A 13,969-nucleotide genomic window follows, 5' to 3' on the forward strand; every position below is an offset into this window, starting at 1 on the left:
ATCCGATGTCGACGACAGCTGTGGCCACCGCCCTGTCGCCCGGTGAGGCGTTCGCGCGCGCGTACGCCGCCGACGGTGAGAAGGCCGAGGTCCACTTCGACTTCACCGTCACCGACGCGTTCCAGCCGACCAAGGACCGCCCCCGCGTCACCGTGCGCAACCTGCTGAAGAAGCGGGCCGCCGACGGCGACGAGGTCCGGTTCTGGAGCGAGAGCCGCCCGCCGGCCGAGGAGGCGCAGACGGTGACGGAGTCCGGGCTGCGGCGCGAGGCGGCGTTCCGGTTCGGCATGTCCACCGCGCGGGTGCACCCGATCCAGGCCTGGGTGCAGATCCCGGCCGAGCTGACCGACGACCTGGACGCGCTCGCCGTGTTCGTGGACTTCCGGCTGCTGGTGCGGCTGGCCACGGCGGAGAACCAGGCGCTGACCATCGGCGAGCACGGCCTGCTGCGGCACCCGGGCATCGCCACCCTGCCGTACCACGGCGACTACGTGGCCGGGGTGATGGCGGCCTGCAACGAGATCGAGCAGACCGGCGCCACCGCCCACGCGATGATCATCAACCCGCACGACTACTACTTCCACCTGGTCGGCAAGGGCAGCCTGCTCGACGACCTGGCCCGCAACGGCACGCTGATCAGCCGCACCCGCATGGTCGACCCCGGCTGCGCGCTGGTCGGCGACTTCGCGATGGCGGCGCGCCTGCTCGACGGCGGCCGGTCGGTCATCAGGATCGCCGAGCCGCCGCCGGGCACCTTCGCCCAGCCCGGCCTCGCGGTCTGCGCCGAGATCCACGAGGGCGTCGCGGTGCACCTGCCGACGCACTTCTTCCACGTACGCCCAGCCGCCATCCCGGCGCAGCGAGGCGGGCGGTGAGCCGCCTGGCCTTCTACCGGCCGTTCGTGCCCCTGTTCGGCGGCATCTTCTGCTGCCTGCTCGGGGTCGGCGCGTCGCTGGCCGTGCTGCCGTTCTACGTGCTGGGCGAACTCGGCCTCGGCGACGTCATGGTCGGAGTCGTGGTCGCCGCGATCGCGGCCTCGGCCGTGCTCACCCGGCCCTTCGCGGGCCGGATCGCCGACCGGCGCGGCTACAAGCTGGTCATGCTCGCCGGGGCCGTGACGTGCGCGCTCGCCGGGCTCGCCTACCTCGTCGCCGCCGACCCCGTCACGCTGATCGCCGTGCGGGTGCTGCACGGCGCGGGGGAGGGCATGGTCTACACCGCCGGGGCGGCCTGGCTGGTGCTGCTGTGCCCGCCCGAGCGCCGGGGCCGGGTCGTCGGCCTGTACGGCATCCACATGTGGGCGGGCATCACCCTCGGCGCGCTGTTCGGCACCCTGATCATGAAGTGGTCGGGCGGCTACCCGATGGTGTGGGTGTTCTGCGCCGTCACGTCGGTCCTCGGGCTGCTGCTGGTGCTCGCCAAGCCGCGACCCGAACAGCCCACCTCGGCGGCGCGCCCGGCGCTGCTACCCGGCGCCGCGCTCGCGCCCGGCACGGCGCTCGCGCTGGCCGCGCTCGGTTACGCGGCGCTGTCCGCCTTCGTCGTGCTGCACCTGGACGCCCGATCCATCGGCAACGGCATCGCCGCGTTCAACGCGTTCGGCGTGACCTACGTCGGCGTACGGCTGTTCCTCGGCGGCCTGCCCGACCGGCTCGGCGCGGGCCGGGTCGCACTGTGGTCCGTCGTCGTGGAAGCCGCCGGGCTGCTGATCGTCGCCGTCGCGCCGAACCTCGCCGTGGCCGTCGTCGGCGGCCTCGTCATCGGAGCCGGGCTGTCGCTGCTGTTCCCGTCGCTGGCCTTGCTCGTGATCAACCGCACCCCGCCGGCGCAGCAGGGCGGAGCGCTGGGCGCGTTCACCTCGTTCTGGGACATCGGGCTGGTGGCGGGCGGGCCGCTGGCCGGGCTGATCGCGGGCCTGTGGGGCTATCCGGCGATCTACTTCGTGATGGCCGCCTGCGCGGCGGGCTCGGCGGCGCTGACGCTGAGCACCTCGCGGCAGCGCGGCCCGGTGGCGCTCTCCCCGTCCTGACCGGCACTCGACGCGGCGACGGCCGGTGCTCCCGCGCACCGGCCGCCGCCGCGTGCCCTCATCTGCCCAGCGGTACGCTGCGCAGCTGCGCGGGAGCGGCGGCGGTCCTCGACTCCGCGGCCCGGCCGGCACAACCGCGCGGCGGGGTGCTCCGGTCAGCAGTACGACGAGAGGGGTCGTTTTGCGGGCCGACGACGAACGCGCGTTCACCGAGTACGCGCAGGGGCGGGTGCTGGAGCTGCGCCGCACGGCATACCGGCTGTGCGGCGACTGGGACCAGGCGCACGACCTCACCCAGACCGCCCTGATCCGGCTGTACCGGCACTGGCCGAAGGTCGCCCGGGCCGACTCGCCCGACGCGTACACGCGCCGGATCCTGGTCAACGCCTTCCTCGACCAGCGGCAGACCTGGTGGTCCCGCAAGGTCAGCTCGGTCCCCGAACCACCGGACGTGCCCGCACCGGCCGACGGGCTCGTCGACCGGCTCGACCTGATGGCCGCGCTGGCCAGGCTCGCCCCCGGCCAGCGCGCCGTGATCGTGCTGCGCTACTGGGAGGGCCTCGACGTGGCCGAGACCGCGCGGGCGCTCGGCTGCTCGCCCGGCACGGTCAAGAGCCAGACGTCGTACGCCATCGCCGCGCTGCGGCGGCTGCTGCCGAACTACATCGGAGGCCGGGCATGACCGAGCAGCAGATCGCGGCCCTGCTGGCCGCCGCACCGCAGGAGCCGGAGCCGCCGCTGCGGCCCGGCCTGCTGGAGGACCTGATCCCGGCCGCCCGGCGCGACCTGCGCCGCCGCCGGGTGACCACCGTGCTGTGCGCGGTGGCCGCACTGCTGGTCGGCGCGGGCGTGGTGCTGCTGCCGTCCGCCGCGCGGCAGGCCACCCCGGCGCAGCGCCCGCCCGGTACGGCCACCCTGCCCGACCGGCTCGCCGGCTACTCGCCGCTGACCGGGTCGATCGCCGACTCGCCGCCCGGCCGGGCGATCATGCTGTACGGCTACGGCAACAGCGAGACGATCCGCACCTACCAGTCGCTCGTGCTGGGCGCCGACGGCGACGCCTACCGGCAGGTCGACGCGAGGCCCGACCGCTCCGGGGCGTGGCTGCTCGCCCCGGACGGGAGTTTCGCCGTGCTGTCCGCGCCCGACCGGGGCGTGACCGAGATGCAGGTGGTCGACCTGGCTACCGGGCGGACCCGGGGCGTGCCGCTGCCCCGGGCGGGCGGCGCCCTCCCGCTGGCGCTCTCGCCGGACGGCAGCGTGCTGGCGTACTCGTTCGTCGACATCGGGCCGATCGCCGACGACCTGGCCATGGACGTCGGCAACGCGATCGAGCACCGCGGCTCCGCGCACAGCGAGCTGGTGCTGCTCGACCTGCGTACCGGGCAGGCCGTGACGACCGGGATCGGGCCGGTGGCGGCGGCCGCGTTCGCGCCGGACGGCGGGCGCCTGGCCGTCCAGTCGGGGCTGGAGACCTGGCTGGTGGGCCGGGACGGCCGCCGTCTGGAGCAGCTGATGGTGCCGCGGGGCTACGGCCTCACCCTGCGCAACGCGTGGTCGCCGTCCGGGCGGCTGCTGGCCGTGGTGCCGTGGGCGGCCGAGGTCTGGGAGAGCGACCGCGCGTACACCCTGGACTGGGCGAAGTCGGGCGCGGTGCGCACGGTCAGCCTCGCTCAGCCGTCGGCGCTGCGGGAGGGCGCGGCCGAGGTGGAGACGTTCCTGGGCTGGCTGTCCGACGACGCGATGCTGGGGGTCTCCTGGGATTACGCCTGGGACACCGGTGCGCTGTGGTCGGTGCCCGTCGACGGCGCGGCCAAGGTGGCACTCAGCCGGTTCGACGACGCCTACCGGTGCGAGCTGGGCATGCAGCGCTGCGTGCCGTGGGAGATCTCGGTCGCCGGCGGGCTGCTCCCGGAACTGACGGTGCGCCCGGCCGGGTCGCCCGATCGCGGCCTGTGGCCCGCCTGGGCACGGCTGACCGCGTCCGTGCTCCTCGCGCTCGCCGTCTTCGGCGGCTGGCGGCTGCTACGGCGCCTCCGGCACCGCTGACCCCCGCCGACCGGCGAAGATCGCTGTCTCGTGTCGAAATACGAGCTCAGGCCATGGTTTCCGACACGAGACAGCGATCTTGGGCCGGGCATCGCGCGACGGGGCCGCGCGCCGCGGAGACGGCGCGCGGCGGGTCACAGGTCGGTGGCGGCGGTGCGGACGGCTTCGACGGCGCGGTGCAGGAAGCCCGCGATGGCCTGGAGTTCGTCCTCGGTGCAGCCGCCGAGCAGCTCGTCCATGGCGGCGTTCGCGACGGTGAACAGGCCCGCGATCTCGCGGGCCCGATCGGGCGGCACCCGTAGCACCACGCTGCGCCGGTCGGCCGGGTCGCGCTCGCGCACCAGCCAGCCGCCGCGTTCCAGGCGGTCCAGGATGCCGGTCATGGTGGCCGGGTGCAGGCCCGCCTGCCGGGCCAGCGCGCCGGGGCTGAGCGGGCCGTGCCTGCCGACCAGGTCGAGGCAGTCGAGGTCCACCTCGCGCAGTCCCAGCCTGGCGCCCACGTGCCGGTTGAGCATGCCCAGCTGCACGCGCAGATCCCGCAGGTCGCCCTTGATGACGTGGCCGGTCTGCCGCCGCCGGTGCGCGGAAGATGTTACGGGTTCCATATTGTTTGAACTCCGAAGGAGATATTACGATACTCGTATTATATGAGCGACCCTGAGGGGGGCGAACATGAGATTGACCGTGTTCGGGGCCACCGGCGGCATCGGCCGCCAACTGCTGGCGCAGGCCGCCGTGGCCGGGCACGAGGTCACCGCGGTGGCCCGCGACCCCCGGCGCCTGCCGCCCGGGGTGCGCGCCGTCACCGCCGACCTGTCCGCCCCGGCGGCCGCAGCCCTGCGTGACGCGGTCGTCGGCGCCGACGCGGTGCTGTCGGCCGTCGGCCCCAGCGGCCGCGCCGCCGCCGGCATCACCGAGCCCGCCACCCGCGCCATCGTGGACGCGATGGCCGAAGCCGGGGTGCGCCGCATCGTGGTGGTCAGCGCCGCCCCCGTCGGCACCGTGCCGTCGCCCGGCAACCCGCATCCGCCGAAGCACGATCCCGGCGACGGCCTCCTCATGCGTTACGTCGTCGGACCGCTGATCAAGGCGGCGCTGCGGGACCACTACGCGGACCTGGCCAGGATGGAGGACGTGCTGCGCGGCAGCGGTCTGGAGTGGACCGCGGTGCGCCCGCCGAAGCTGACCGACAAGCCGCTGACCGGCGCCTACCGCACGGCGCTGGATCGCAATGTGCGTGGCGGCGCCTTCGCGTCCCGGGCCACCGTCGCCGCGTGCATGCTCGCCTCGCTGGAGCGGCCCGAGACCGTCGGCCGGACCGTCGGGGTGGCGGACTGAGCGGGGGAGTCGCGCGACCGGGTGTGGCGGTTGCCCGTCAGGCGGGACACCATGGGCCGAGCAGCCGGTTCCGTCTGTCCATTCTGTAGAGTGATCCGAGCTGAGTACGCAGAGGAGCTGACCCGTGCGGCGCTGCGCGGAGACCGGCACGAACGAACGATGCGCTGAACGTAATCGACTCGTAACTTTGGGTTGCTACAAGTTCGCGTGACCGGTCAATGCCGTAGAGCGCAGCAAACCGTCTCATATCCGCGAAGCTCGGAAGGGGGGCACCCCATGCGGGACGCCTCGTTAGTCGTGGTCGCCAGCCGTCTCCCCATCAACGACGCCGCCGCCTCCGAAGGGGTCTTCGAGTGGCGGCGCACCCCCGGCGGGCTGGGCGAGGCCCTGCACCCGGTGCTGACCGACAAGCCGGCCACCTGGGTCGGCTGGGCGGGCACGCCCGGCCCGACCCCGCCGCTGCCCGACGTCGACGGGGTGCACCTGGTTCCGGTCGAGCTGTCCGAGGAGGACTTCCAGGACCACTACGAGGGGTTCGCCAACTCGACGCTGTGGCCGCTCTACCACGACGCCGTCGAGCCCGCCGTGCACCATCGCCGCTGGTGGGAGGCTTATCAGCGGGTCAACCAGCGCTACGCCGACCACGCCGCCCGCGTCGCCGCGCCCGGCGCGGTGGTCTGGGTGCAGGACTACCACCTGCAGCTGGTGCCCGCGATGCTGCGCGAGCTGCGTCCCGACCTGCGCATCGGCTTCTTCCTGCACGTGCCGTTCCCGCCGCCGGAGCTGTTCATGCAGCTGCCACGCCGGGCCGAGATGCTGTTCGGCATGCTCGGCGCCGACCTGATCGGATTCCAGCGCAGCCACGCCGTGCACAACTTCCACCTGCTGGCGGCGAAGGTGCTCGGCGCGACCGCCGACGAGCGCGGCGTGACGATCGGCGGGCGGATCGCGTACACCGGCGCGTTCCCCATCTCCATCGACACCGCCGAGATGGAGGCGCTGGCCAGCCAGGACGAGGTCGTGCGCAAGGCCGCCGAGCTGCGCGCCGATCTGGGCGACCCGCAGCGGGTGATCCTCAGTGTGGACCGGCTCGACTACACCAAGGGCATCGAGCACCGGCTCAAGGCATACCGGGAGCTGCTGGCCGACGGCCGGGTCAAGGCGCCCGAGACGGTGCTGGTGCAGGTCGGCATCCCGGGCCGGGAGCGGGTGGAGCAGTTCCGGCAGCTGCGCGACCGGGTCGAGCGCGAGGTCGGCCGGATCAACGGCGACTTCGGCCGGCTCGGCGTGGCCGCGGTGCACTACCTGAGCCAGGTCTTCGACCGCACCGAGCTGGCCGCGCTCTACCGGGCCGCCGACGTCATGGCCGTGACGCCGCTGCGCGACGGGATGAACCTGGTCGCCAAGGAGTACGTCGCCGCGCGCGTCGACGGCTGCGGCGCGCTGGTGCTCAGCGAGTTCGCCGGGGCCGCCGCCGAGCTGACCCAGGCGTACCTGGTCAACCCGCACGACGTGGAGGGCGTCAAGGACACCCTGATCGAGGCGCTGCAGGCCGATCCGGCCGAGCCCAGCCCGCGGCTCGCGGCGATGCGGGCGCACGTGCGCGAACACGACATCCAGGCCTGGGCCCGGTCGTATCTGACCGCGCTGGAGGCGGCCTGTGCCGGACGGTGACCTGCGCTACCGGGGCAGGTCGACGTGCAGCACGGGCCCGATCAGGGCGGCGCCGCCCACGCGTACGGCACGTCCGGTCGCGTGGGCGGTGACCGTCGCGGGGCGGCCCAGCGAGTCGCCCATGTCGACGGCGATCCGGACCGGCCGCGCCGCCGCCTGGGCCAGGTGTGCGGCCAGGCATGCGGTGCTGTTGGCGTTGGCGATGTCCTCGGGTACGCCGATCGAGGGCGCGAACATGCGCGCCGCCAGCCCGCCCCGCCGGTCCGGGGGTGTGTACACGTAGCAGCCGAGCAGGCCGAGCCGGTCGCACGCGGCGCGCAGCCGCGCCGCGTCAGGCGCCAGCGCGTCCAGCGCGGCCCGGTCCGCGACCGGCACCAGCAGGCGCCACCGGCCTAGCGACGCGGCTGACACGCGGGCGGCGAGCGCGTCGGCGGCCAGGCCCAGCGCGGCCAGCACCGGCTCCTGCTCGGGGCCGGCCGCGGCGCGCAACGCGACCTCGCCCGGGTCGAACTCGGCGTCGACGGACGGACCGCGGCGCACCCAGCGGGCGGCGAAGACCCGGTCCGGGGCGTGCAGGGCCGGGTCGCCCTCGGCCGTGGCGGCACGCCCGGCGAGCAGCGCCAGCGCGGCCACCGTGCCGTGGCCGCAGGCGGGCAGCTCCCCGCCGGACGTGAAGAAGCGTAGCCGCACCGCCGGGCCGTCCTGCGCCACGAACACCGCGTGCGACGTCCCGGCCAGCACCGGGACGGCCCGGCGCGCGGCGTCGCTCAGCCTGGTCTCGGCGACGACCGCGGTCGGGCTGCCGCCGGTCCCGTCGCGCAGGCACGCGTCCACGATCGTCACCGGCAGTCCGCTCGCCACGCTCACGGGCCGACCCTAGCCGCGCGCGGCCATGGTCATTCCCGGGAACAACGCCTCCTGCGATTTGGGCCGGTATATTTTTATTTGTTGGCTATGGATATGAGAGAGGCGGATATGCTCGTTAATTCGGTCAGTCCCATTGACTGGGCGCTGGACATGCTGGACGAGGCCAAAAGCGTCGAGGACGTCCAGACCGCCCTACGCTGCAGCGCCCGTGCCGCCGTCCAGGCCCAGGGCATGACGGTGGTCCAGCTCGAAGACGGCGAATGCCACTACATCGACGAGGACGCGATGAGCCCGCTCTGGAAGGGGCAGCGCTTCCCCGCCACCTCCTGCATCAGCGGGTGGGCCATGCTGCACGACCAGACCGTCGTCATCGCGGACATCCGCACCGACGACCGCATCCCGCAGGCCGCCTACCGCCCGACGTTCGTACGCAGTCTGCTCATGGCCCCGATCCGGGTCGACGGGACCCCGGCCGGTGCCATCGGCGCCTACTGGGCCGACCGGCACCGGGCGTCCGCCGACGAGATCGCCGTCCTGGAGCGGCTCGCCGCGGCGGCCGGACGGGCCCTGACCAGGGTCACCGCCGGGCTGACCGCGGCCTAGCCGCGCCCGGGACGGGGCAGGCGGCGGCGAGGATGGCCGTCCACATGGCACAGGGACCTGCTCAGCCGCACGCGGACGACGAGACCGTCCTGGCCCTGCGCGACGCCGCGGCCGAACTCGCCGTCGCGGCCGGCCCTGAGGACGTCGTCGCGGCCCTCGACCGCGCCGTCGCCCGGCTCACCGGCGGGTCGGCGCACGAGGTCCGCATCCGCCTGCCCGAGGACGACACCCTGCCCGCCGCGCGCCGGGCCGGCCACGACGACACGGCCCTCGTGCCGATCGAGACGCACACCGCCGGCACGGGACCCGTCGGCATCCTGCTCGTCGACCCGGCCACCGCGGCGCCGGCCCACCGCCGCCCCGCGCTGGAAGCGCTGTCCGCCCAGGCCGCCGCGGCCGTGGACCGCATCCGGCTGGCGGCCGAGATCAGCCGGATCCGCAGCTCCCGCGAGGTCGAGGCGCTGCTGGAACAGACCTGCGACGTGGTGCTGATCGTCGGCGAGGACGACCGCGTCCGCTACGCCAGCCCGCAGGCCCGCAACGTGTTCGGCACCTCGGCGCTGCGCGAGGTCAGCCTGCTCGACTTCGTCGACGCCCGGCAGCGGGCCGCCGCGGAGTTCCTGCTGCGCCACGTGCGCTCCGGCGCCGTCGGTGCGGGGGACAGCCGCGCCGACTGGACCATCCGGTCGCTGGACGGCCGCGCCCCCGTCGTCGAGGTCTCCTGCCGCGAGCTGCACCCCGGCGACCCGGCCCGCGACGTGGCGCTCACCCTGCACGACGTGACCGCGCAGCGGCGGCTGGAACACGAGCTGACCGAGCGCATGTTCCACGACACCCTGACCGGCCTGCCCAACCGGGCCGTGTTCGCCGAGCGCACCGAGCACGCGGTGGCCGCCGGGGACGGGCTCGCCGCCGTGCTCCTCATCGACCTGAACGACTTCGGATCCGTCAACGACGGCTACGGCCACGCCGTCGGCGACGAGGTGCTCAGCGCGGTCGGCCGCAGGCTGCGCCGCGCCGTCGGCGAGCACGGCTTCGCCGCCCGCTACGGCGGCGACCAGTTCGCCGCGCTGATCCGTGACGCCGCCGACGCGGCCGACGTCGAACACCTCGCGGAGCGCATCTGCCGCGTCCTGGCCGAGCCGGTGCGCACCAGCGGCGGCACGGTCGTCGTCTGCAGCGCCAGCGTCGGTGTCGCCACCACGCTGCGCGCCGCCGACGCGCAGGAGCTGCTGCGCAACGCCAACGTCGCGCTGCGGGCCGCGAAGTCCGCCGGGGCCGGGCAGTGGCTGCGGTACGAGCCGTCGATGAGCGACCAGACCCGCCAGGCGGAACTGCGCACCGCCCTGGGCCGGGCCATCGCCGAACAGGCACTCTTCCTGGAGTACCAGCCGATCGTCGCCCTCGGCACCGGCCGCACCGTCGGCTTCGAAGCCCTCCTGCGCTGGCGGCACCCCGGCCGCGGCCGGCTGCTGCCCGGCGAGTTCATCGAGATCGCCGAGGAGTCCAGGCTGATCCTGCCCATCGGCGAATGGGTGCTGGAGGCCGCGATGCGGGCCGCACAGCGCTGGCGTGCCGCGGCGCAGGAGCGCGCCCCGTACGTGAGCGTCAACGTCTCGGCCCACCAGTTCCGCTCCGAGGGGTTCGCCGACAGCGTCGCCCGACTGCTCGCCCTGACCGGGCTGCCGGCGCACCGGCTCGTCCTGGAGATCACCGAGAGCTCGCTGCTGCGCGACGACGACAAGGTGTGGCACGCCCTCGAACGGCTGCGCGGCGGCGGCGTGCGCATCGCCATCGACGACTTCGGCACCGGCTACTCCGCCCTGGGCTACCTGCGGCAGGTGCCGCTCGACATCGTGAAGCTGGACCGGCTGTTCGTGCGCGGGCTGACCACGTCCCGGCGGCAGCGGGACCTGGTGGAGGGGATCGTCACGCTGACCCGCGCGCTGAGCCTCGACATCGTGGCCGAGGGCATCGAGACCGAGCACCAGCGGCGCACCGCCGACGCCGCCGGCTGCACCTACGGCCAGGGCTACCTGTTCGCCGCCCCGCTGCCCGAGGACCAGACCCTGCGCTGGCTGGACGGCGGGCAGCCGGCCGCCGCGCCGTGAGCGCCGTGCGGCGGGCGACGTGAGCTGCGGCCCGATGTCCGTGGGGACCGCTAGCCTGGTGCACCGATGGACATCGACCGGACCGGCCACGCCGCCCCGCGCCCGACCATGAGCGCGGGGCTGCTGGGGCGTGCCCACCCTTCGGCGGTGCTGCGCGGGGAGATCGATCGGGCCGCCGCCGGGCACGGCGGGCTGGTGCTGGTCGCCGGGGAGGCCGGCATCGGCAAGACCTCGCTGCTCACCGACGCGATGACGTACGCCCGCGGCACCGGCGCGCTGGTCGTCGGCGGCACCTGCTGGGACTCCGGCAGCGCCCCCGGCTTCTGGCCGTGGACCCAGGCGCTGCGCGCGATCCGGCGCACCGCCGTGGACGCCGAGTGGACGGCCGCCCGCGACGCCGCCGGACCGGGCCTGTCCGTGCTGCTCGGCGAGCACGACCCCGAGCGCGCGGCCACGGCGCTGGACGGCGAGTTCCCGCTGTTCGACGCGGTTACCACGGCCCTGGCCGCGCTCGCCCAGCGCCGCCCGCTGGTGGTGGCTCTGGACGACCTGCACTGGGCCGACGCCGCGTCGCTGCGGCTGCTGGCCTTCGCCGCCCAGCACATCTGGGCCGAGCCCGTGCTGCTCGTCGGGGCGTACCGGGACGTCGAGGTCGAGGCGCCCGGTCATCCGCTGCGAGGGCTGCTCGTGCCGCTGGCGGCCAAGGCGACCGCGGTGACGCTGACGGGGCTGGGCCCGGCCGAGGTCGCGCAGCTGATGACCCGGACGGCGGGCAGCGCGCCCGATCGCGAGCTGGCCGCCGAGGTGCACCGGCGCACCGGCGGCAACCCGTTCTTCGTGGAGCAGACGGCACGGCTCTGGCACAGCGGGGGCGGCCTGACGGCGGTCGCGCCCGGGGTGCGCGACGCGCTGGACCGGCGCCTGGCGCTGCTCCCGGCCGACGTCACCGGGCTGCTGGCGGTGGCGGCGGTGCTCGGGCGGGAGTTCCGGCGGCCGGTGCTCGCGGCGACCGCCGCCACGGATCCGGCGCAGGTGGACCGGCTGCTGGCCCAGGCCGAGGAGGCGCGGCTGGTGGCCGCGCTGCCCGGCGGCGGGCGCGGCTTCACCCACGACCTGATCCGGCAGGCGCTGCACGACGGCCTGCCCGAGCCGGAACGGCAGCGGCTGCACGTGGCCGTGGTCCGCGCCGCCGACGCGTCACCCGAGGTCGCCGCCCAGGTGCTGCCCGCCGACCTGGCCCGCCACGCGTACCTGGCGGGCGGCTGCCTGGACCCGGAGACCGCGGTGGCGAAGCTGCTCGCGGCGGCCGCGGACGCGAGCGACCGCCTGGCCACCGACGAGGCGATCGGCCACTACCGGCGGGCGCTGGCCCTGGCGCGCGATCCCGCCCGGCGGGTACGCGTGCTGATCGACCTGGGCCGGGGCGTGTACCACCGCGGGGACCGGGAGGAGGGCTGGCGGCTGTTCGACGAGGCCGCCGCGACCGCCCGGGACTCGGGCGACGGCGCGCTGCTGAGCTGGGTGGCGCTGGTCGCGCACCGGCACGGCCACGACGGCGACGAGCGCTCCGGCATCCGGTCCGAACTGCTGCGCGAGGCGTACGAGGCACTGCTCGGCGACGGCGCGCAGGTCCCGCCGGAGCAGATGGCGCAGCAGCTCATCGCGCGTACGGAGGCGCTGGCGCGCACCGGCCGCGACGACGAGGCGCTGATGTTCAGCCTGTGGGCCCGGCACGACATCAGCTGGGGCCCCGGCGGCGCTCGCGAGCGCGAGGCGCTGACGGCCGAGATGGAGCAGGTCAGCCGCCGCGTCGCGGACACCGGCACGGAGGCGCTGGCGGCCTCGTTCCGCTGGGTGGCGCTGCTGGAGATGGGCGACCCCGGCTACCTCGACCAGGTGCGCGCGTTCGTCGCGGCGGCCCGGCGCGACGGCAGCGCCCGCATGCGGGTGTCGCTGCTGGTGGACCAGGCCGTCATCGCGACCATGACCGGCGACTTCGACCGGGCCGACGACCTGCTGGCCCAGTTGCGGGGCAGCGACGGCCACGGCCACGCCGACTACGCGTTCATGCAGCACCACCTCGACTGGGCGCTGGCCATGCAGCGCGGGCGGTACGAGCACGCCGCCGCGCTGCTGGCGGGCGTCGACGCCGCCGACCACCCGTACCTGCCGCTGGCCCAGGCGGTCACCGCCGTGGAGCGCGGCCAGGTCGACGAGGCGCTCGTGCTGGCCGCCCAGGCCGAGGCGCGCCGGGGCGAGGACCCGTTCCCGACCTCGGTGACCCGGCTCTGGCTGCGGCTGTGGGCCCAGCTCGCCGCCGCCACGGCCGACCCGGCCCGCTGCGCGCGGGCGAGAGAGGCGCTGACGCCGTACCGGGGCGAGTGGGCGGTGTCGCTGTGGGGCTGCGACGTGGGCGGCCCGCTCGACCTCTGGCTGGCCGAGGTCGACGCCGCCGAGCAGCGCTGGGACGAGGCGATCGTCGGCTACACGGCCGCCGCCGAATCATCCGACCGGATGCGGGCCCGCCCCTGGGCCGAACGCGCCCGCGCCGGACTCGCCCGCGTCCTGGCCGCCCGCGCCGCGTCGCCCGTCGCCGAACCAAATGCGCCGGGTCACGCGGCTGCTGCCGCCGAACCACCTGCGCCGGGTCAAGCGGTTGCTGCCGCCGAGCCGGATGCGCCGGGCCGGGCGACGGCTACGGCTGGATCACCTGCACCGGCCGAGGCACCGAAACCATCCGGCGTGGACGGTGGCGAGTTCCGGCGGGAGGGGGCCACCTGGCGCCTGACCTACGCGGGCCGCACCGTCCACGTGCCCGACGCCAAGGGCCTGCGCGACCTGTACACCCTCGTCAGCATGCCGGGCAGCGACGTCGCCGCCGCCGACCTGGCCGACCCGCAGGGCGGCGCGCAGGCCGCGGCGGCCCGGCGGCTGGGCGCCGACCCGGTGCTGGACGAGCAGGCCAAGGCCCGGTTCAAGCAGCGGCTCACGCAGCTCGACGACGAACTCGACGCCGCCGCGCGGCGCGACGACACGGCCCGCCGGACCGCGCTGGAACGCGAACGCGACGCCCTGCTCGCCGAGCTGCGGGCCGCGGCGGGGCTCGGCGGGCGCGACCGCAGGCTCGGCGACGAGGGCGAGCGGGCCCGCAAGGCGGTCACCGCCCGGATCCGCGACATCCTGCGCCGCCTCGACGAGCTGCATCCGGAGCTGGCCGCGCACCTGCGGGCGGCCGTGTCCACCGGCAGCGCCTGCGGCTACCACCCGGACCGGCCGGTGTCCTGGCGGCTGTGAGCCG

General features: G+C 75.2%; 11 protein-coding genes. 9 read left to right on the forward strand and 2 right to left on the reverse strand.

What is annotated here, in order from left to right:
• The first annotated feature begins 5 nt into the window (after nucleotides 1-5).
• The 4 genes from CS0771_RS16505 to CS0771_RS16520 all read left to right on the forward strand — a co-directional run bounded on the left by CS0771_RS16505 (nucleotide 6) and on the right by CS0771_RS16520 (nucleotide 4,078).
• Nucleotides 6-875: a family 3 encapsulin nanocompartment shell protein gene (locus CS0771_RS16505; protein ID WP_212841815.1), complete on the forward strand. Its 870-nt coding sequence runs from the start codon at nucleotides 6-8 to the stop codon at nucleotides 873-875.
• Entirely contained in the window at nucleotides 872-2,029 is a 1,158-nt protein-coding gene (locus tag CS0771_RS16510; protein WP_212841816.1) for an MFS transporter, read from the forward strand. The genes CS0771_RS16505 and CS0771_RS16510 overlap by 4 nt, the downstream gene beginning before the upstream one ends.
• Nucleotides 2,030-2,210: 181 nt before the next feature.
• Nucleotides 2,211-2,711: a SigE family RNA polymerase sigma factor gene (locus tag CS0771_RS16515; protein WP_212841817.1), complete on the forward strand. Its 501-nt coding sequence runs from the start codon at nucleotides 2,211-2,213 to the stop codon at nucleotides 2,709-2,711.
• Nucleotides 2,708-4,078, forward strand: coding sequence for a hypothetical protein (locus CS0771_RS16520; RefSeq protein WP_212841818.1), 1,371 nt, complete (start codon nucleotides 2,708-2,710; stop codon nucleotides 4,076-4,078). Before CS0771_RS16515 ends, CS0771_RS16520 begins: the two co-directional genes overlap by 4 nt.
• Before the next feature lie 134 nt (nucleotides 4,079-4,212).
• Here the strand turns inward: CS0771_RS16520 and CS0771_RS16525 are convergent, their stop codons facing one another.
• On the reverse strand, nucleotides 4,213-4,683 hold the full coding sequence (locus CS0771_RS16525; RefSeq protein ID WP_212841819.1) for a MarR family winged helix-turn-helix transcriptional regulator: 471 nt from the start codon (nucleotides 4,681-4,683) through the stop codon (nucleotides 4,213-4,215).
• 67 nt (nucleotides 4,684-4,750) lie between these two features.
• Here CS0771_RS16525 and CS0771_RS16530 point away from each other — a divergent pair, with 67 nt between their 5' ends.
• Together CS0771_RS16530 and CS0771_RS16535 are read left to right on the forward strand one after the other, a co-directional pair.
• The gene (locus CS0771_RS16530; RefSeq protein ID WP_212841820.1) at nucleotides 4,751-5,416 is read left to right on the forward strand and encodes an NAD(P)-dependent oxidoreductase; all 666 of its coding nucleotides are present in this window, start codon (nucleotides 4,751-4,753) and stop codon (nucleotides 5,414-5,416) included.
• A 276-nt stretch (nucleotides 5,417-5,692) separates the two neighbouring features.
• Nucleotides 5,693-7,090: a trehalose-6-phosphate synthase gene (locus CS0771_RS16535; protein ID WP_212841821.1), complete on the forward strand. Its 1,398-nt coding sequence runs from the start codon at nucleotides 5,693-5,695 to the stop codon at nucleotides 7,088-7,090.
• A gap of 6 nt (nucleotides 7,091-7,096) precedes the next feature.
• Here the strand turns inward: CS0771_RS16535 and CS0771_RS16540 are convergent, their stop codons facing one another.
• Nucleotides 7,097-7,957 (reverse strand): PhzF family phenazine biosynthesis isomerase, encoded by an 861-nt coding sequence (locus CS0771_RS16540; protein ID WP_244870833.1) that lies wholly within the window; start codon nucleotides 7,955-7,957, stop codon nucleotides 7,097-7,099.
• A 108-nt stretch (nucleotides 7,958-8,065) separates the two neighbouring features.
• On the opposite strand from CS0771_RS16540, the gene CS0771_RS16545 reads away from it, so the two are divergent.
• The 3 genes from CS0771_RS16545 (at nucleotide 8,066) to CS0771_RS16555 (ending at nucleotide 13,965) form a co-directional block, all read left to right on the forward strand.
• Nucleotides 8,066-8,560 carry a GAF domain-containing protein gene (locus CS0771_RS16545; RefSeq protein WP_212841822.1) on the forward strand — a complete coding sequence of 165 codons (495 nt, stop codon included), beginning with the start codon at nucleotides 8,066-8,068 and terminating at the stop codon, nucleotides 8,558-8,560.
• Nucleotides 8,561-8,604: 44 nt separating this feature from the next.
• Nucleotides 8,605-10,671: a bifunctional diguanylate cyclase/phosphodiesterase gene (locus tag CS0771_RS16550; RefSeq protein WP_212841823.1), complete on the forward strand. Its 2,067-nt coding sequence runs from the start codon at nucleotides 8,605-8,607 to the stop codon at nucleotides 10,669-10,671.
• A 108-nt stretch (nucleotides 10,672-10,779) separates the two neighbouring features.
• The gene (locus tag CS0771_RS16555; protein ID WP_212845866.1) at nucleotides 10,780-13,965 is read left to right on the forward strand and encodes an AAA family ATPase; all 3,186 of its coding nucleotides are present in this window, start codon (nucleotides 10,780-10,782) and stop codon (nucleotides 13,963-13,965) included.
• Nucleotides 13,966-13,969: the final 4 nt, after the last annotated feature.

The sequence above is a fragment of the Catellatospora sp. IY07-71 genome (assembly GCF_018326265.1).
In the GTDB taxonomy this organism is placed as follows: Bacteria; Actinomycetota; Actinomycetes; order Mycobacteriales; family Micromonosporaceae; genus Catellatospora.

Bases quoted from the DNA above. Each gene is read 5' to 3' on its own strand.
- CS0771_RS16505 (WP_212841815.1), top strand. From the start codon at position 6: ATGTCGACGACAGCTGTGGCCACCGCCCTGTCGCCCGGTGAGGCGTTC.
- CS0771_RS16520 (WP_212841818.1), top strand. From the start codon at position 2,708: ATGACCGAGCAGCAGATCGCGGCCCTGCTGGCCGCCGCACCGCAGGAG.
- CS0771_RS16525 (WP_212841819.1), bottom strand. From the start codon at position 4,683: ATGGAACCCGTAACATCTTCCGCGCACCGGCGGCGGCAGACCGGCCAC.
- CS0771_RS16530 (WP_212841820.1), top strand. From the start codon at position 4,751: ATGAGATTGACCGTGTTCGGGGCCACCGGCGGCATCGGCCGCCAACTG.
- CS0771_RS16535 (WP_212841821.1), top strand. From the start codon at position 5,693: ATGCGGGACGCCTCGTTAGTCGTGGTCGCCAGCCGTCTCCCCATCAAC.
- CS0771_RS16545 (WP_212841822.1), top strand. From the start codon at position 8,066: ATGCTCGTTAATTCGGTCAGTCCCATTGACTGGGCGCTGGACATGCTG.
- CS0771_RS16550 (WP_212841823.1), top strand. From the start codon at position 8,605: ATGGCACAGGGACCTGCTCAGCCGCACGCGGACGACGAGACCGTCCTG.
- CS0771_RS16555 (WP_212845866.1), top strand. From the start codon at position 10,780: ATGAGCGCGGGGCTGCTGGGGCGTGCCCACCCTTCGGCGGTGCTGCGC.